Origin of the sequence: Streptomyces sp. NRRL F-5122, from assembly GCF_001507435.1 — a bacterium.
Taxonomy (GTDB): domain Bacteria; phylum Actinomycetota; class Actinomycetes; order Streptomycetales; family Streptomycetaceae; genus Streptomyces; species Streptomyces lannensis.
In genome coordinates this window covers 35734-53810 of record NZ_LMWH01000259.1, presented here as the reverse complement: position 1 = coordinate 53810, position 18077 = coordinate 35734, and the positions used below count along the sequence as shown (strand labels likewise).

General features: G+C 70.4%; 14 protein-coding genes. 6 read left to right on the top strand and 8 right to left on the bottom strand.

Features of this window, described 5'->3' with window-relative positions; genetic code table 11:
• Genes ADL25_RS34515 through ADL25_RS34505 form a run of 3 tightly spaced genes read right to left on the bottom strand, consistent with a single transcriptional unit; the run spans window position 1 to window position 3348 of the window.
• Entirely contained in the window at window positions 1-963 is a 963-nt protein-coding gene (locus ADL25_RS34515; protein WP_059131847.1) for a carbohydrate ABC transporter permease, read from the bottom strand.
• Complete coding sequence (locus tag ADL25_RS34510; RefSeq protein ID WP_059131846.1) at window positions 963-2249, bottom strand: ABC transporter substrate-binding protein; 1287 nt, start codon at window positions 2247-2249, stop codon at window positions 963-965. Before ADL25_RS34510 ends, ADL25_RS34515 begins: the two co-directional genes overlap by 1 nt.
• Window positions 2250-2298: 49 nt before the next feature.
• Window positions 2299-3348 (bottom strand): carbohydrate kinase family protein, encoded by a 1050-nt coding sequence (locus ADL25_RS34505; protein ID WP_059131845.1) that lies wholly within the window; start codon window positions 3346-3348, stop codon window positions 2299-2301.
• A 128-nt stretch (window positions 3349-3476) separates the two neighbouring features.
• Here ADL25_RS34505 and ADL25_RS34500 point away from each other — a divergent pair, with 128 nt between their 5' ends.
• Genes ADL25_RS34500 through ADL25_RS34485 form a run of 4 tightly spaced genes read left to right on the top strand, consistent with a single transcriptional unit; the run spans window position 3477 to window position 9958 of the window.
• Window positions 3477-4241: a DeoR/GlpR family DNA-binding transcription regulator gene (locus ADL25_RS34500; RefSeq protein WP_059131844.1), complete on the top strand. Its 765-nt coding sequence runs from the start codon at window positions 3477-3479 to the stop codon at window positions 4239-4241.
• The gene (locus ADL25_RS34495; RefSeq protein WP_059131843.1) at window positions 4238-5578 is read left to right on the top strand and encodes a 6-phospho-beta-glucosidase; all 1341 of its coding nucleotides are present in this window, start codon (window positions 4238-4240) and stop codon (window positions 5576-5578) included. The genes ADL25_RS34500 and ADL25_RS34495 overlap by 4 nt, the downstream gene beginning before the upstream one ends.
• A gap of 36 nt (window positions 5579-5614) precedes the next feature.
• A complete protein-coding gene (locus tag ADL25_RS34490; protein WP_059131842.1) occupies window positions 5615-8668 on the top strand; it encodes an alpha-mannosidase in 3054 nt (1017 codons plus the stop codon).
• A gap of 3 nt (window positions 8669-8671) precedes the next feature.
• Window positions 8672-9958, top strand: coding sequence for an alpha-L-fucosidase (locus ADL25_RS34485; protein ID WP_199839259.1), 1287 nt, complete (start codon window positions 8672-8674; stop codon window positions 9956-9958).
• On the opposite strand, the gene ADL25_RS34480 is transcribed toward ADL25_RS34485, so the two are convergent.
• Both ADL25_RS34480 and ADL25_RS34475 read right to left on the bottom strand, forming a co-directional pair.
• Window positions 9948-11633: a carbohydrate binding domain-containing protein gene (locus tag ADL25_RS34480; protein ID WP_059131840.1), complete on the bottom strand. Its 1686-nt coding sequence runs from the start codon at window positions 11631-11633 to the stop codon at window positions 9948-9950. The genes ADL25_RS34485 and ADL25_RS34480 overlap by 11 nt on opposite strands.
• Window positions 11634-11860: 227 nt before the next feature.
• Window positions 11861-12988: an ATP-grasp domain-containing protein gene (locus ADL25_RS34475; RefSeq protein ID WP_059131839.1), complete on the bottom strand. Its 1128-nt coding sequence runs from the start codon at window positions 12986-12988 to the stop codon at window positions 11861-11863.
• Between the two features lie 332 nt (window positions 12989-13320).
• Here ADL25_RS34475 and ADL25_RS34470 point away from each other — a divergent pair, with 332 nt between their 5' ends.
• Both ADL25_RS34470 and ADL25_RS34465 read left to right on the top strand, forming a co-directional pair.
• Complete coding sequence (locus ADL25_RS34470) at window positions 13321-14229, top strand: metallophosphoesterase family protein (RefSeq protein ID WP_059131838.1); 909 nt, start codon at window positions 13321-13323, stop codon at window positions 14227-14229.
• Window positions 14174-14857, top strand: a complete 684-nt coding sequence (locus ADL25_RS34465; protein WP_059131837.1) for a 4'-phosphopantetheinyl transferase family protein — start codon at window positions 14174-14176, stop codon at window positions 14855-14857. The genes ADL25_RS34470 and ADL25_RS34465 overlap by 56 nt, the downstream gene beginning before the upstream one ends.
• A 1-nt stretch (window position 14858) precedes the next feature.
• Here the strand turns inward: ADL25_RS34465 and ADL25_RS34460 are convergent, their stop codons facing one another.
• The 3 genes from ADL25_RS34460 to ADL25_RS34450 form a co-directional block, all read right to left on the bottom strand.
• Window positions 14859-15083: a hypothetical protein gene (locus tag ADL25_RS34460; protein ID WP_059131836.1), complete on the bottom strand. Its 225-nt coding sequence runs from the start codon at window positions 15081-15083 to the stop codon at window positions 14859-14861.
• A 310-nt stretch (window positions 15084-15393) separates the two neighbouring features.
• The gene (locus ADL25_RS34455) at window positions 15394-16881 is read right to left on the bottom strand and encodes an NAD(P)/FAD-dependent oxidoreductase (RefSeq protein WP_059131835.1); all 1488 of its coding nucleotides are present in this window, start codon (window positions 16879-16881) and stop codon (window positions 15394-15396) included.
• The gene (locus tag ADL25_RS34450; protein WP_059131834.1) at window positions 16865-18073 is read right to left on the bottom strand and encodes an MAB_1171c family putative transporter; all 1209 of its coding nucleotides are present in this window, start codon (window positions 18071-18073) and stop codon (window positions 16865-16867) included. Before ADL25_RS34450 ends, ADL25_RS34455 begins: the two co-directional genes overlap by 17 nt.
• Window positions 18074-18077: the final 4 nt, after the last annotated feature.

Genomic DNA, 18077 nt, shown 5'->3' with positions numbered 1-18077 from the left:
CTAGTCTTCGCCCCGGCGCTGCACCAGACGCCAGTTGATGATCGAGAAGAGGATGACGACGAGGAAGATGCCCCACGCCACGGCTGCGCCGTAGCCGAAGTCGTTGTTGTCGAAGGTCTGCTGGAAGAAGTAGAGGACCATCGTGCGGCCGGCGTGTCCGGGGCCGCCCGAGAAGGTCGACTCGTTCGCCGTGTTCTGCAGCAGCACCTGCGGTTCGGAGAAGCTCTGCAGGCCGGTGACGGTCGAGATGACGAGCACGAACAGCAGGACGGGGCGCATCAGCGGCAGCGTGACCCGGAAGAACGTCTGCGCGGGCCCCGCACCGTCCATGCGCGCCGCCTCGTACAGCTCGCCGGGGATGGTCTGCAGACCCGCGAGGAAGATGATCGCGTTGTAGCCGGTCCACTGCCAGGTCATCAGGGTCGCGATGGCGATCTTGATGCCCCACGGTGTGTTCAGCCAGGCCACCTGGTCCAGGCCGAGCGCCTGCAAGAGGGCGTTGACGAGACCGAAGTTGGTGGAGAACACCGAGCCGAAGACGATCGCGATCGCCACCACCGAGGTGACGTTCGGCAGGAAGTAGGCGAAGCGGTAGACGTTCTTGAAGCGGACCGCCGAGTTGAGCATCACGGCCGTCACCATGGCCAGGAAGATCATCGGGAAGGTGGCCAGCGCCCAGATGAGGACGGTGTTGCCGACCGAACTCCAGAAGTCGCTGTCGCCGAGCAGGTACTGGTACTGGGACAGGCCCGCCCACTCCATGGAGCCGAGGCCGTCCCAGCGGTGCAGGGAGACGTAGAGCGAGAAGCCGACGGGGACCAGACCGAAGGCGAGGAAGAGAAGGTAGAAGGGGGAGATGGCGGCGTAGAGGTGCCAGTACTTCCTGAAGCCCTTCCTCGGCTGCGTGACGGGCGTGTCCGCCACGGCCGCCGGGGGCCTGTCCAGTGCGGGGACGGTGGCCATCAGTGGCTCACCCCCAGGTGCTCCGCTATTCGCCGACATTTGCTCATGGCGTCGCTCCAGGCCTTCTTCGGGTCCTTGCCGAGGACGCCGACGTTCTTGATCTCGTCCTTGATGGGCTGCCCGAGCGCCACGTCGTACGGGCTGTTGTAGGCGACCGCGATCTTCTGTGCGGCGGGCCCGAAGACGTCCATCGTTACCTGCCCGCCGAAGAACGGGTCGGGCTCGCGCAGTTTCCGGAGGCCGTACGAGGCGGGCGTGGAGGGGAAGAGCCCCGCGTCGACGAAACCCTGGGCCTGGTTGGCGGGGTCGAGAAGCCAGGTGATGATCTCGAAGGCCCGCTCGGGCTCCCGGCAGGCCTTGGTGATCGACAGGAACGAGCCGCCGTTGTTCGAGGGCCGCACGGGCATGTCGGCCACCCGCCATCTGCCCTTGGTCTTCGGTACGCCGCTCTTGAGGTCGTTGGTGGCCCAGGAGGCGCCGAGCTGGCTCGGCAGCTTTCCGTCCTGAACGGCCGACAACTGGTCCGGGGTGCCGGTGACGAGGTCCGAGACGATCCCCCGCCGCTTCGCCTCCACGGCCAGGTCCCAGGCGGTGCGCACATGCTGCTGATCGCCGATGAAGTGGCGGTCCTTGTCCACGTAGCGCTTGCTGCCCTGCTGCACCGCGTTCTCGAAGACCACGTTGACGTCGCTGAGCAGGTAGGTCCCCGGGATCCTCTTCCTGAGTCGCTCACCCGCCCCGAAGAACTTCTCCCAGGTGTTCAACTCCTTGGAGACGTCGTCCGGTTCGTAGGGAAGTCCCGCCTTCTGGAAGACGGCGTACTGGTAGAAGTGCGCGACGGGACCGCAGTCGATCGGGAAGCCGACCATCGTGCCGTCGTCGGCGATGCCCTGGTCCCATTTCCACGGCAGGTACTGGCTTCTGTACTTCTCCGCGCCCAGTGTCCGCAGGTCCACGAACTGGTCGGCGTTGGGCAGATAGGACGCCATGTCCTCGCCCTTGAGCCCCGCGATGTCCGGGACATGGGCACGGCCGGCCATCGTGGTGATCAGCTTGGACCGGTAGTAGCCGCCGATCTTGATGGCCTGCAGGTCGACCGAGCCGCCGTAGCGGGCCCTGGCCTTGTCGAGGACCGTGTCGCCGAGGCCCCCGTCCCAGTACCACAGGACCATGTTCCGGCCGGTCGAACCGGTCGGAACGGCACAGCCGGACGCCAGGCCGCCGAGCGCCGTGGCGGCCGTACCGGCCAGGCCCGCGCGCAGCAGGCCTCTTCGTGAGAGCGGCACTGCTCCCACCGCCTTTCGGGTCTGTTCGGGTGTCGCATACGAGGGGATGTCAGTGCCGCCGCGCGGGATCGGGCGGCGTGACGGGTGCGTGGTGGACGGGTGGGCCCGGGTCGGCCGGTAGTCGGTCGGTGAGGAACGCGTACGCCTCCCCAAGAGCGGGGTCGGTCAGCGAGCGCCACCACCGGTCGACGCCGTACCAGCCGGGCGCGGCCAGGGCGCCGCCGTGATGTCGCACGGACAGACCGGCGGCGAGTGACGCGAACCGCAGCCGCTCCTCCAGCGGCCAGCCGCCGAGGGAGGCCGCGACGAAGCTCGCGCCGAAGACGTCGCCGGCCCCGGTGGGGTCCAGCACATCGATGTCGAGGGCGGGCACGTCCGCGTACTCGCCCGTCGTCTGGTCCACCGCGACCGCGCCGGCGCCGCCGCGGGTGACGACGGCGACCGGCACCAGATCGGCGAGCGCGCCGAGCGCCGCGACCGCGCTGTCGGTGCGCGTGTACGCCATGGCCTCGGTCTCGTTGGGCAGGAACGCGTGGCACAGGGAGAGTTGGCCGAGCAGGTCGGGGGACCACTGCCGGGTGGGGTCCCAGCCGACGTCCGCGTAGATCTGCGTGCCGTTCGCGGCCGCCTTGGCCAGCCAGCCGCGCGGCTCCGCCTCCAGGTGGACCAGGGCGGTGCGTGCCTGAGGCACCTCGCCCATGAGTTCGTCCTGCGAGTACGGGGGCTCCTGGCCGTGGGTGACCAGTGCGCGGTCGTGCACGGCAAAGGCGCCGCCGGTCGGGGGAAGCGCGAGCGAGACGGTGACCGGGGTGGGCCAGTCCCGTGCCGTTCGGGAGAGCGAGAGGTCGATCCCCTCCTGGCCGGCGAGGACGTCCCGGCAGTACGCGCCGTAGAAGTCGTCGCCGATGACCGTGGCGAGCGAGGTCCTCAGACCGAAACGCGCGGCCGCGACGGCGAGGTTCGCGATCCCGCCGGGGCTGCTGCCCATGCCCTCGGTCCAGATCTCCTCGCCGGGGGCCGGGGGGCCGCCCAGTCCGGTGAGGACGAGGTCGTAGAAGAGCAGCCCGGTCAGCAGCACATCGGGCCGGTCGTCGTGCACACGAACGTCCTCTCGTCAGAACTGTTCAAATTCGGTGCACGGAATCGTGCGCCTCTCGTCGACATTGGTCAATAGTCGAGCAGAACTGAGCATAGAAATGATTGAGGATGACGAGTAGTGTTCGCGGCGTGCTGGCAGAACGACGACACCAACTCATCCTGCGGGCCCTGCGCTCCGGTGGCCCCGCGGCCGTGACCGATCTCTCCGAGCAACTGGGCGTGAGCCCCGCGACGATCAGACGCGACCTGGTCAAGCTGGAGGACGACGGGCTGCTGACGCGGGTGCACGGAGGCGCGGTGGCCGACGAGGGCGACCAGCCCTTCGCCGAGGTCGCCGAAGTGCGCGTGCCCGAGAAGGACTCCATAGCGGTCAGAGCGGCCGCGATGATCCGGGACGGCGAGTCCGTGCTCCTCGACATCGGCACCACCGCCTTCCGGCTGGCCCGGCAGCTGCACGGACGGCGGTTGACCGTGATCACCAGCAACCTGGTGGTCTACGAGGAGCTGGCCGACGACGAGGGCATCGAACTGGTGCTGCTCGGCGGCATGGTCCGCCGCGAGTACCGCTCCCTGGTCGGTTTCCTCACCGAGGACAACCTGCGCCAGCTGCACGCCGACTGGCTCTTCCTCGGCACCAGCGGGGTACGGCCGGGTGGGCAGGTGATGGACACGACGGTCGTCGAGGTACCGGTCAAGCGCGCCATGATCAAGTCGAGCGACAGGATCGTGCTGCTCGCGGACGCGGCCAAGTTCCCGGGTACGGGCATGGCGAAGGTCTGCGACGCCGGGGACCTGGACGCGGTGGTGACGAACGCGCCGGTCGAGCCGGCGACGCGGTCCTCCCTGGACGAGGCGGGCGTCGAGCTGATCGTGGCGGGAAAGGTGCAAGCGTGAAACTGACGATTCTGGGCGGCGGCGGATTCCGGGTGCCGCTCGTGTACGGGGCGCTTCTCGGGGACCGCGCCGACGGCCGTGTCACCCGTGTCGTGCTGCACGACCTCGATGCGGAGCGGCTGTCGGCCGTGACCCGGGTGCTCGCGGAACAGGCCGCGGATGTGCCGCACGCCCCCGAGGTGACCGCCACCACCGATCTCGACGACGCGCTGCGCGGCGCGGACTTCGTCTTCTCCGCGATCCGGGTCGGCGGACTTCAGGGACGCGCCGACGACGAGCGGGTGGCGCTCGCGGAGGGCGTCCTCGGCCAGGAGACGGTCGGCGCGGGCGGCATCGCGTACGGCCTGCGAACGGTGCCCGTCGCCGTCGACATCGCGCGGCGGGTGGCCCGGCTGGCTCCCGACGCCTGGGTCATCAACTTCACCAACCCGGCGGGCATGGTCACCGAGGCGATGTCCCGCCACCTGGGCGACCGTGTCATCGGCATCTGTGACTCCCCGGTCGGCCTCGGCCGCCGTATCGCCCGCGTACTCGGCGTCGCGAACCCGAGCGAGGCCTTCATCGACTACGTCGGGCTCAACCACCTGGGGTGGGTGCGCGGCCTGCGCGTCGCCGGACGCGACGAACTGCCGCGGCTGCTCTCCGACCCGGCGCTGCTCGGCTCGTTCGAGGAGGGCAAGCTGTTCGGCCCGGACTGGCTGCAGTCCCTGGGCGCGATCCCGAACGAGTATCTGCACTACTACTACTTCAACCGCGAGGCCGTGCGCGCCTACCGCGAGGCCGAGAAGACCCGCGGCGCCTTCCTGCGCGACCAGCAGGCGCGCTTCTACGAGGACGTGAAGAACCCGGCCGCCTCGGCCCTGCGGACCTGGGACCGCACACGCGCCGAGCGCGAGGCCACCTACATGGCGGAGAACCGGCAGACGGCGGGCGCGGGCGAGCGCGACGCCGACGACCTCTCCGGCGGCTACGAGAAGGTGGCCCTCGCGCTGATGCGGGCCATCGCCCGCGACGAGCGTACGACGCTGATCCTCAACGTGCGCAACCGCGGCTCCCTCTCCGTACTGGACGCCGACGCAGTCATCGAGGTCCCCTGCCTGGTGGACGCCAACGGCGCGCACCCGGTCGCGGTCGACCCGCTCCCCGGACACGCGACGGGACTCGTCTGCGCGGTCAAGGCGGTCGAGCGCGAGGTGCTCGCCGCGGCCGAGTCCGGTTCCCGCGCGACTGCGGTGAAGGCGTTCGCGTTCCATCCGCTCGTCGACTCCGTCAACGTGGCCCGCCGGCTGGTCGACGGGTACACGTCGGTCCACCCCGGCCTGGCCTATCTCGGCTGAGCGCTTCCGTACCCTCCCTTCTCCTGGAGACTCTTCATGCACGACGAACGCCGTCGGATCGAGGAGCGCGTCGAGCGCGTCCACAACCAGCGCATCAAGCCCGCGATCTACGCCGCCTCCGTGCCGCTCGACGTGGCGGCATGGCAGGCGCCGGGCGAGCCGGTCCCCTTCACGGAGGCCGCAGCCGCCCCGTACGCCCCCTTCACGATGGACACCCCCTGGGGTCCGCCCTGGGGCACCACCTGGTTCCGGATGAGCGGCCGGGTGCCCGACGACTGGGCGGGCAAGCGGGTCGAGGCGGTCATCGACCTCGGCTTCGTGGGCGACTGGCCCGGGAACCAGGCCGAGGCCCTTGTCCACCTGACCGACGGGACACCGCTGAAGGCCGTCAACCCGCTCAACCAGTACGTTCCGATCGCCGACCCGGCGGTGGGCGGCGAGGAGATCCACTACCTCGTCGAGGCCGCCTCCAACCCGGACATCCTCGCAGGCGGCTTCGCGCGCCCGACCCCGCTCGGCGATGTGCTCACGGCCGGCGACAAGCCGCTCTACACCTTCAGGCGCGCCGACGTGGCCGTCCTGGACGAGGACGTGTGGCACCTCGACCTGGACCTCCAGGTGCTGCGCGAGCTGATGGCGGAGCTCGGCGAGCACGACCCGCGGCGGCACGAGATCCTGCACGCGCTCGACCGGGCGATGGACGCCCTCGACCTCGACGACGTCTCCGGCTCCGCGGCGGCCGTCCGCGCGGTGCTCGAGCCGGTGCTGTCCAGGCCCGCACACGCCAGCGCCCACATCGTCTCCGGCGTCGGCCACGCGCACATCGACTCGGCCTGGCTGTGGCCGATCCGGGAGACCAAGCGCAAGACCGCCCGCACCTTCTCGAACGTCACCTCGCTCGCCGACGAGTACGAGGAGTTCGTCTTCGCCTGCTCGCAGGCCCAGCAGTACGAGTGGGTCCGCGACAACTACCCGCGGGTGTGGGCCCGTATCCAGGAGTCAGTGAAGAAGGGCCAGTGGGCCCCGGTCGGCGGCATGTGGGTCGAGGCCGACGGAAACCTGCCCGGCGGCGAGGCGATGGCCCGCCAGCTCGTCCACGGCAAGCGGTTCTTCATCGAGCATTTCGGCGTCGAGACCAAGGGCGTCTGGCTGCCGGACTCCTTCGGCTACACGGCCGCCTACCCGCAGCTCGCCAAGCTCGCCGGCAACGAGTGGTTCCTCACCCAGAAGATCTCCTGGAACCAGACCAACAAGTTCCCCCACCACACCTTCTGGTGGGAGGGCATCGACGGGACCCGTATCTTCACGCACTTCCCACCGGTCGACACCTACAACGCCTGCTTCAGCGGCGAGGAGATGGCCCGCGCGGTACGCAACTACCAGGAGAAGGGAAGCGCCACACGCTCCCTTGCACCCTTCGGCTGGGGTGACGGCGGTGGCGGCCCCACTCGCGAGATCATGGAACGTGCCCGGCGGCTGAAGGACCTCGAGGGGTCCGCGAAGGTCGTCGTCGAACACCCCGACGCCTTCTTCGAGGCCGCGCGGGAGGAGTATCCCGACGCTCCGGTGTGGGTCGGCGAGCTGTATCTCGAGCTGCACCGCGCCACGTACACCACCCAGGCCCGCACCAAGCAGGGCAACCGCCGCTCCGAGCACCTTCTGCGCGAGGCCGAGCTGTGGGCGACCACGGCGGCGCTGCACGCGCCGGACTGGTCCTACCCGTACGAGAGGCTCGACCGGCTGTGGAAGACGGTCCTGCTGCACCAGTTCCACGACATCCTGCCCGGGTCGTCGATCGCCTGGGTCCACCGCGAGGCCGAGGCCGAGTACGCCCGCGTGGCGGCGGAGCTGGAGGAGCTGACGGCCGAGGCGGTCGCCGCGCTGGGCGGCGGCGGGCCCCGGGTCTTCAACACGAGCCCGTACCCCCGTGCCGAGGTGATCCGCACATCCGAGGGCGGGACGGCTTACGTGGAGGTCCTGGCGGGCGCAAGCGCGCCTCTCACCGGCAGCTCGGCTCCCGCGGCCGTGACGGCCGGCCAGAACGTCCTCGACAACGGCCTGGTCCGGGTCGAGGTGGCCGAGGACGGGACCCTGTCCTCCGTCCGCGACCTGCGCGCCGACCGCGAAGTGCTCGCCGACCCGGGCAACCTGCTCCGGCTGCACACGGACCTGCCCAACTATTGGGACGCCTGGGACATCGACAAGCACTACCGCAACCGGTACACGGATCTGCTGGAAGCGGACTCGGTGACGGTGGTCGAGAGCGACCCGCTCCTCGGCGCGATCCGTGTCGAGCGGACCTTCGGCAAGGGCTCGAGGATCACACAGACGATCACCCTGCGCGCCGGCAGCCCGCGCGTCGACTTCGAGACCGAGATCGACTGGCACGAGACCGAGAAGATCCTCAAGGCGGCCTTCCCGGTGGACATCCGAGCGGCCCATTCCTCGGCGGAGATCCAGTTCGGCCACATCCAGCGGCCCACCCACACCAACACCACCTGGGAGGCGGCCCGTTTCGAGGTCTCGGGCCACCGCTGGGTGCACATCGGCGAGCCCGGCTACGGTGTGGCGGTCCTCAACGACTCCACATACGGCCACGACGTCACCCGCACGGTCCGTGACGACGGCGGTACGACGACCACGGTCCGCCTCAGCCTGGTGCGCGCCCCGCGCGTTCCGGACCCGGAGGCCGACCAGGGCAGGCACCGCTTCACGTACTCGCTCCTGCCGGGCGCGAGCATCGAGGACGCGGTGGCCGAGGGATACGCCCTCAACCTGCCCCTGCGGGTCGCGGACTCGGCGGGCGCACCGGAACCGGTCGTCTCCGTGGACGGCGACGGCGTGACCGTCGAGGCGGTGAAGCTCGCCGACGACGCCTCCGGCGATGTGGTGGTGCGGTTGTACGAGTCCCGGGGCGGCCGGGCGCAGGGTGTGCTGCGCACCGGTTTCGCGCTCGCCGGAGCCCAGGTCACCGATCTGCTCGAGCGACCGCTGGAGGACGCCGAACGGGACGCCGACGGCGGTGTCCGCGTTGTGCTGCGGCCCTTCCAGATCCTGACGCTGCGGCTCGAACGCGCCGGGGTGAGCTGACCTGTGCCCATGCAACCCTGGTTCACCGACGCCAAGTTGGGGATCTTCATCCACTGGGGGATATACGCCGTCGACGGCGTCCAGGAGTCCTGGTCGTTCTACGACGACATCGTCCCCTACGAGCAGTACATGTCCCAGCTCGACCGCTTCACGGCCTCGCGCTACGACCCCCGCGCCTGGGCGGCGTTGTTCGCCCGGGCGGGAGCCAGGTACGCCGTGCTCACCAGCCGGCACCACGACGGTGTCGCCCTGTGGGACAGCGCGTACGGCGGCCTCGGCGTCGGCCGCGACCTGATCGCCGGTTATGCCGATGCCCTGCGGGAGCAGGATCTCAAGGTCGGCCTGTACTACTCGCACTCCGACTGGAGCCACCCCGACTACGCCTCGACACGCAGGCCGGGGCGTCCACCGGAGCTGGAGGACAACCGGTACTCCGAGGCAGCGGAGGAGGACGAGGACCTGGACGCCTGGGATCGGTTCATCGCCTACCGGGACGGACAGGTCCGCGAGCTCACGAGCCGCTACCGGCCCGACCTGATGTGGTTCGACGGAGAATGGGAGCGCAGCGAGGAGCAGTGGCGCATCCCCGAGCTAGCCGCGCTGATCCGCGCCGAGGTGCCGCGGGTCGTCCTCAACGCCCGGATGCTCGGCGAGGGGGACTACGCGACACCCGAACAGGGCGCTCCCGTCGTACCGCCGGAGGGCCCCTGGGAGCTGTGTCTGACGATCAACGACTCATGGGGTCACCAGCACCACGACCGCAACCACAAGTCCGTCGACCAGCTGATCCGGTACTTCACCGAGACGATCGGCGGCGGTGGCAACCTGCTGCTCAGCGTCGGCCCCCGGGAGGACGGCACGATCCCGGACGAGCAGGCCCGGCCCCTCGAAGGACTGGGCGACTGGATCCGCAGGCACGAGGACGCCGTGTACGGGACGCTGCGGGGGCTGCCCGCCGGGCACCACTACGGCCCGAGCACCCTCTCGGCGGACCGCCGGACGCTGTATCTGATGCTCTTCGACGCCCCGCGCGCGGAGATCAATGTGCGCGGGCTGCTCGGCTCGGTGCGCAGGGTCAGCGTGCTCGGCAGCGGCACCGAACTGGCCCACCGGGTCACCGGTGGACTGCACGAGACCCCCGGGGTGCTGTGGATCGAGCCGCCGTCAATGGCCGACCTGGACCCGCACGCCACGGTGCTCGCCGTGGAGCTGGACTGCGAGCTGGAGCGGGGGGGCCGAGGGGGGGGGTCCCCGCCCGGGGCCCCCCCCACGCCGGTGCTCAGCCGGTGAATCCCGCCGTGATGGACGTGAACTGCCAGTTGCTCTGGCTGATGCCCGAGCAGTTGCTGACCACGCCGCCGCCCGGGCAGGGCCGGTCGCGGTTGACGGCCCAGAAGGCCAGCCGGGCGATGTGGTGGCCGTTCGCCCAGTCGCGGATCTGGGTCCAGATCGCCGGGGTGGTGTTCTCCTGCTGGTCGGACAGGCCGTTCATGCCGGAGATGCCGATGTGCGAGTAGGCCGTGGCATCGTCCCAGCCGAAGGTCGACTTCAGCTTGGCCTTCAGGCCCTCGGCCGCGTTCACCGTGTTGCCGTACATGTCGGAGCCGCCGCCGAAGTCGAACGGCATGATGGTGAAGACGTCGATGTCGGCGTTCAGCGACTTCGCCTGCTCGATCAGACGGTTGCCGTAGTACGACGGACCGGTCGTCGAGGTGCCGAACGTGACGATGGTCTTCAGGCCCGGGTTGTTGGCCTTGACTGTCTTCAGGGCTGTCAGGATCCTGGCCTGGACGGCCTCGTTCTCGAACTCGTCGGTGTTCTCGATGTCCATGTCGATCGCCTTGAGGCTGTAGGCGTCGATCACCTTCTGCAGGGCCCCGGCGAGCGCGCTCGCGGAGGAGCAGTTGGCGCCGAGCTTGCTGCCCTGCCAGCCTCCGAACGACGGGACGATGTCACCGCCGGCGGAGCGGATCTGGTTGATGGCCGTCTGGTCGACGCCGCCCGTCAGCGGACGGTTGCCGTCCCAGGCGGGGTTGCAGCCGCCCGAGTCGAGCATGAACGCCATCGTGAACCACTTGACGCCGGTCGCGCTCATCACCGTGCTCGGGCTGGGCGGATCGCCCCAGCCTTCGAACAGATACGGTGCCGCCTGCTTGAAGCCGGAGCCGCCACCGCTGCCCGCGTTCGTCGTGACGGCCACCGCGTTGGAGGCCGCCGAGACGTTGCCGGCCGCGTCGCGGGCCTTGACGGTGAAGGTGTAGGAGGTGCTGGGGGAGAGCCCGCTGACCGTGGCCGAGGTGCCCGAGACGGTCAGGACCTGGTTCGAGCCGCTGTAGACGTCGTACCCCGTCACCCCGACGTTGTCCGAGGAGGCCGACCACGACAGGGACACGCTGGAGGAGGTCTTGCCCGTGGAGGTGAGGCCGGTGGGCGCGGTCGGCGCCTGGGTGTCCGAGCCCCCGCCGCCTCCGGGTCCGTCCAGGCTGATGTCGTCGGCGTAGTACGTGCCCTGCGCGTACCAGCCGTGGACATAGATCGTGGCACTGGTCTGCGAGGCGCCGGTGGTGAAGGAGACGGAGAGCCGGCTGTAGGCCGACGGCGAGGAAGTCCAGGTAGAGGCACCGCCGTTCACACCGAGGTAGACATAACTGCCGCGGACCCACCCGCTGAGCGAGTACGTCGTGTTCGGCTGGACCGGGACGGTCTGGCTGCACTGGGCGTTGTCGCTCGAACTCACCGCGCCCGCAAGGGCCCTGGAGCCCGCTTGGACGGGGCTGGAGACGACGGAGCCCAGGTTTCCGGTGCAGGACCAGGGCGAGAGGCTGCCGGACTCGAAGCCCGGGTTGGACAGGATGTTGGCGGCCTGGGCGGTTCCGGGGAGGGCGACCGCGCCGGCCAGGGCCAGCGCGGCGGAACCGACGAGCGCGAAGAAGGCACGTCTGGAACGTTGGAGGAGTGTGCGCACGCGATCTCCCTGAAGGTGATGGGGGGTTCGGGAGTGCAGGAGAGTGCAGTAGGGTGCGCAACCAAGTTGGTATGGACCAATCTCACTGTCAAGGGTGTCGGTGCGGATTGGCCCAGACCGGTGCGTGGTGCCCGCGCGAGGGCGGGTCCGCCGGGCCGCGCCCCCGCGGGGGGTGCGGCGGCGCGGGCGGCCCGCATCCGGAGTGCGCGCTACAGGGGCAGCGCCCGCTACAGGGGCAGCGCCTGCGCGGCGTCGACCTCGACCGTGCCGACCGGGGCCGTCGGCAGCACGGGTGTCTGCTCCATCTCGTCCGCCCTCTGCTGCGGCACCGAGGGGGCGCGCAGGGGGCGGGGCCCCGACACCACCGTGTAGTCCGTCCCCAGGAAGGGCGGCACCACCTCTCCCGGGTCCTCTCCGAGAGCCAACCGCACTGCCGCCCATGGGGCGTTGACACCGCACAGCGACAGTTGGTGGAGTCCGCCCGCCGGGCGTGTGTTGACGTCCAGCAGTACCGGCTCGTCGCGGTACATCCGGAACTGGATGTTGGACAGATGGTGCAGCCCGAAGCCCTCCGCCAGCCGCCTGGCCGGCTCCAGCCACTGCTCGTGGAGCGTGAAGCCCCGGCGGCGGCCCATCTTGGTGCGGCCCACCGCCATCCGGATGCGGTTGTCGGGGCCGGTCAGGCAGTCCACCGACACCTCCGGCTCCTCCAGACGCGGCATCACCAGCCAGTCGACCGGCTCGACGGCCTCGCGCACCGCCTGGACGACCAGGTCCAGCGGGACATAGGCGCTCGGGAACCCGCTGAGGTGCGCGAGCGAGAAGGGGGTGCGTGTGATGACGCGGAAGCCCACTCCTCCCGCGCCCGCCGCCGGCTTGAAGCAGGCCCGGTGCCCTCCTGCCTCCAACGCCTCTACGGCAGCGAGCAGTTGCTCCTCGTTGCGGACCCGCCACCAGGGCGGAACCGGCACCCCGATCGACGCGGCGGCCTGGTACGCCGTCGCCTTGTCCTGGAAGACCGCCACCGCCTCCACGGGCGGTGCGAGCAGAGCCGTGCCGAGTGCCTCGAACTCGGCGCGGTGGGCGACGATCGCGTCCTGGTGCAGACGGGGCACGAACACGTCGATTCCGCGGCGTGTGCACTGGGCGAGGGCGTACTCGACGTATCCGGCCGGGGACAGGCCCTCGGGCTCGAGGTCGGCGGTGTCCGCCGCGGCGAGGATGGGGGAGTCGGGGTCGCCGTGCGTGGCGTGGATGTCGACGGCCCGGTCGCTGGGATTTCGCCGCAGCTGATCCATGAAGAACACGTTCTCCGCGTACGTGCGGTTGAGCCAGACGCGTACGCGAGAGACCATGCAGGCCGCCTTTCAGGGTGTGCGGGCACGGCGGAGCAGGCCGTGCCCGGCCAGGGGTCGAGGGAGGGGTACACCGAACCGCCGTACGCGGAAAGGCGTCCGAGGCGAGTGTGTTGGGGCGATCATAGGCCCTTCGGACCCCCTCCTCGCTACGCGTGTGTTACGGATTTCCCCAGCCGTTCGCCGCGGCGACAGGAAGGGTTCCGAGCAGCACGTGTGCACCGGCTGCAGGCTGTTTCCCGAGGCAGTCGGGTACCTGCCGCGGGTCGCCCTTGTCCCTCGGCGGCCCCCTGTGTTCTCGTGTTCCCATTCGGTGCTCGAAAGGGGCGAGGGTGGAGCCGACGGACGGCCGTGGACAGCTGCTCGCCATCAGTGATCTGCACATCGGGTATCCCGAGAACCGGGCCCTCGTCGAGCGCATGCACCCCACCTCAGGTGAGGACTGGCTGCTGGTGGCCGGTGATGTGGCCGAGACCGTCGCCGATGTCCGCTGGGCCCTCGAACTGCTCGCCGGCCGCTTCCGCAAGGTGATCTGGGCGCCGGGCAACCACGAACTGTGGACCCACAAGAACGACTCCCTGACCCTGCGCGGAGTGGAGCGGTACGACCATCTCGTGGCCGTCTGCCGGGAACTGGGCGTGGTCACCCCCGAAGACCCCTACCCGGTCTGGGAAGGGCCGGGCGGCCCGGTGGCCGTCGCACCGCTCTTCCTGCTCTACGACTACTCGTTCCTGCCGCAGGGCTGCACGACCAAGGAGCAGGGACTCGAGTACGCGCACGGCACCGGGATCGTGTGCACCGACGAGTTCCTGCTGCACCCCGACCCCTACCCGAGCCGCGAGGCGTGGTGCAGAGCCCGGGTCGCCGAGACCGAGCGCAGGCTCGAGGAGATCCCCGGCGACCTCTCCACGGTGCTGGTGAACCACTACCCGCTGGACCGGCACCCCACGGACATCCTGCGCTATCCCGAGTTCGCCATGTGGTGCGGCACCGATCTCACCTCCGACTGGCATCAGCGCTTCCGGGTCGCCTGCATGGTGTACGGCCATCTCCACATCCCGCGGACCACCCACCACGAGGGCGTCCGTTTCGAAGAGGTGTCGGTCGGCTATCCGCGTGAATGGGGCCCACGCCCGGAGCCGCCCGGGAGACTGCGTCGCATTCTGCCGATGGAGGTTCGAGAGGGTGTTCGAGGATCTGCTTCCGGGATCGGTCGTGGTGGTGGAGGCCTTCGACGGTGACACCGTCGCCGAAGGTGCGGTCCTGCACCCCGAGGAAGAGGCGGTCGTCGCCCGCGCCGTCGACAAACGGCGACGGGAGTTCACGGCCGTCCGGGCCTGCGCGCGGCACGCCATGGAGAAGCTCGGCGTGCCGCCCCAGCCCGTTCTGCCCGGCGAGCGCGGCGCACCGCGCTGGCCGGACGGTCTGATCGGCAGCATGACGCACTGCGACGGCTACTGTGCCGCCGCGCTCGCCCGGGCCGGAGAACTGGTCTCGTTGGGCATCGACGCCGAGCCCCACGACCGGCTGCCCGAGGGCGTGCTGGACGTGACGACACTGCCCGCGGAGCGGACGCGGCTGAGGGAGCTCGCCCGCAGCCGTCCGTCCGTCCACTGGGACCGGCTGCTGTTCAGCGCGAAGGAGTCCGTCTACAAGGCGTGGTTCCCGCTGACGGGGTTGTGGCTCGACTTCCTGGAGGCCGACATAGAGATCGATCCGGGCGACGCCTCGGACGTCTCCGGCGGCTTCCGGGCGCGACTGCTGGTCCCGGGACCGGTGGTCTACGGCCGCCGCGTCGAGGCCTTCGACGGCCGCTGGACCACGAGTCACGGGCTCGCCGCGACGGCCGTCGTCGTTCCTCGCGCCTGATTCACGGCGGACACCAGTCGCCGAGCAGCCGGAAGAACTCCTCCTCCGTGCCCGTGAGCCCGGCCGCGGCAAGCGCCCGGTCCGCCTCGGCGAGGGCGGCGGTCGGGACCACAGGTGGTCGGCGCGGGTCCGGCGGTCCGTCGAAAGCGGCTCGTACGGTGTGGAGGAGGCGCAGATAGGCCTGCACGGCGGCGCGTTCACGGTCTGTCAGTACGGCGGTCGGCATCGGTCGGCTCTCCCCGGGTCGGCCGGGCGACGGTCGTCGCGCGGCGGCATCTGCACGGCTCACGCCTCCCCGGCCGAGCGGACGGTCGCCGCGCGTACCGGGTGGCGCACCTCCAGCTTGCCGTCCGCCACTGACAATCCCGTTTCCGCAGCGGCGGGTTCGCCCGCTCGGCGGGGGTGAAACCGCTCGCCGGCCTCGCCTCGCATTCCGTGCCGGGGCACCCCGCGGACCCCGGGGCCGGCGCCCGCTCGCCCACCTGGCTGTGCGTCAGGACGTGACTCGGGCGAGCGGTCGCGCGGGGGCCATGCGATCAGGGACGGCCGGTCGCGTCGGCGGTGCGGGCACCGTCGTCGGGTGCGGAGGACCCTGCTGCCCGCTCTCTGCTCGCCGCACCCGTGACCGCGGCCCACTCGGCCGGGGTGAGCGGCGGTTCTGTCAGCCGCGGACGGCGCGGGCCGCGGAGCACGGCGATCGCCACCGCCGGTCGCAGCAGCTCTCCCACGGGTTTGGACAGGGTGATCACGTCGAAGAACGCGCGGGCCACCAGAGGGCGCCCGGTCGCGGTGAGCATCAGCCGATTGACGTACGCGCCCAGCAGGCGGTTCGCGAGGCTCGGGGACTTGCCGAGCGCATCCGGATAGTGGATGTCGGTGCTGGTCGCGAACTCCCAGGCGGTCGCCACCGGACGGGCCACCGCCCGCTGCGCACGCCGCGCCAGCCCCGGCGCCGTCAGCCCACGCACGGCCAGCAGTTCACTCAGCGCCAGCGCACCCTGGGCCGCCACGGACAGCCCGTGTCCGTACACCGGGTTGTACGTGGCCACCGAGTCGCCGAGCACGAGGAACCCCTCCGGCCAGCCCTTGATCCGCTCGTAGAACCGCCGACGGTTCACCGTGCTGCGGGTGACGGCCGGATCCGACAGCGGCTCCGCGTGGGCGATCAGCTCGCCCACCACCGGATGCCGGACGCTCTCGCGGGCGAACGTCTCGAACTCCTCCGCAGAGGACGGCGGTTCCCCGCCACGGGTGCCGGAGAGCGTCACCAGCCACCGTCCGCCCTCGATGGGCTCGATGGTCGTGGTCCGGCCGGGCACCGGAATCGTCGCATCCGACTGGACGTTGACCAGTGGGAAGTCCTCCGTGCCCGGCGGCGCACGGAAGATCCGGCTGGAGTAGACGAGTCCGGAGTCCACCTCCTCCAGCGGCGCCTCGGGTACGCCGAGCGCCTCCAGCCAGAGCGAGGCCCGGGAACCGCGCCCGGACGCGTCCACGACCAGGTCGGCCGCGAGTACGTGCTCCTCGCCGTCGGCCGTCCGCATGCGCACGCCCGTAACCCGCGACTCATCGCCTTCGAGTGACAGCAGTTCGGTCCGTTGCAGCACGGACACGCGATCGTTCTTGGCGATGCGCTCACGGACGACCCAGTCGAGCAGATCACGGCTGCACGCGATCATGAACTGCATCTCCGGCCAGCGCCGGAACCAGCCTCGCGGCTGCATCGACACGAGCCCGGTCGGCAGGGGGACACGCCGCGCGCCCGCCGCCAGCCAGGCGTCGGTCACCCCCGGCAGCAGGTCCTCCATGGCACGGGCTCCCCCGGACCAGATCACGTGCACATGCCGCGCCTGCGGCAGTCCCCTGCGCGGCTCGGGGCCCTCGGGCAGCACGTCCCGCTCGACGACGGTGACGTCGGCGTACGAGCTCAGTGCCGCGGCGGCCAGCATGCCGGCCATGCCGCCGCCGACGACGACGGCTCTACGGGGTGCCGCACCCGTGGTGGTGCTAGCGGGTTCGCTCATGGAAGTCGCTTCCTGGCCTGGTCCCGGCCGGCTCCCGGGCGGCCGCGACGACGAGTGAGTGACGCAGAGCGATCGACATCCGCACGAGGTCCCGGGGGCCCTCGGGGGATGCGGCGAGGGCGTTGCCCGCCCCTGCCGAACTGATCACCGTGCCGTCCGGATCGGCGGCCCTCGCCCGCACCGCGACCGCCACCATCGCCGCGTCGGCCTCGGCCTGCGCCTGGGCGGGGTCGGAGCCCGCGGCCACGGCGGCGTCGTAGGCGCGCGAGCGCACCCCGGTGTCGAAGTAGGGGTACAGGCCGAGCATGCCGTCGTGAATGTCGGACTCCCGCTGTGTGACCTGCAACGCGACAGGTGACCACCAGGCGATCCTCACCCCGCGTTCCGCGTGGGCGGAGACCGGTCGCAGCTCACGCCACAGCGGTCCGAGCCGGCGGTATGTCGACCACGAGTTCCAGCTGTCGCCGACGCGCCGGCAGGCCAGCGGGAGGCAGAATCCCACCGCGCTGATCTGAGCCCCGGCTGAGGCCAGTACAGGTGCCGCGTCGCTGCTCAGATAGTCCAGGTCATGACCATTCCAGCGGGCGACGACGGCAGTGAACTTGGTCGTCAGATAGGCCAGGTTGAACAGATAGCCGATCACGATGATCAGCAGTCCCGCGCGCAGCCAGCCGCGCACCTGGAGGGCCCAGCGACCGCACATGAAGTTCATCGCCACTCCGGCGACGGTGAGCGCCACCAGGTAGAGCACGATCATCTCCCGCATGTACGGGGCGCGGGCGTAGTACGTGTCGAAGTCGACCAGCCTCTCCACCGGCGCGTCACCGAGCAGGAACAGCGTGATCAGGGCGACCACCACGACGCCGTACCCGGCGACGATCCGCCGTGTGGTGCGGCGGGTCTCCTCGGGAGGGCCGCCACGCCAGTTGACGACGAGCACCAGACAGGAGGCGCTGAACGCGCTCAGCAGGCAGTACACCAAGGGCGCGGAGACGTTGGTGATGCCCGTGACGTCGTTGACCTTCGCGATCGTCGGCGGCGCCGCGAAGAAGAACACTAGGCCGGCCAGCGAGAGCAGCGCGCACACCGAACGCAGCAGCGGGTCGCGCCAGGAGCGGATGAGCGCGGGCGCCTTGATGGTGAGCGCCACGCCCATCGCGGCGGCCGGTATGTAGTAACTGGACCCGTCCATGGTC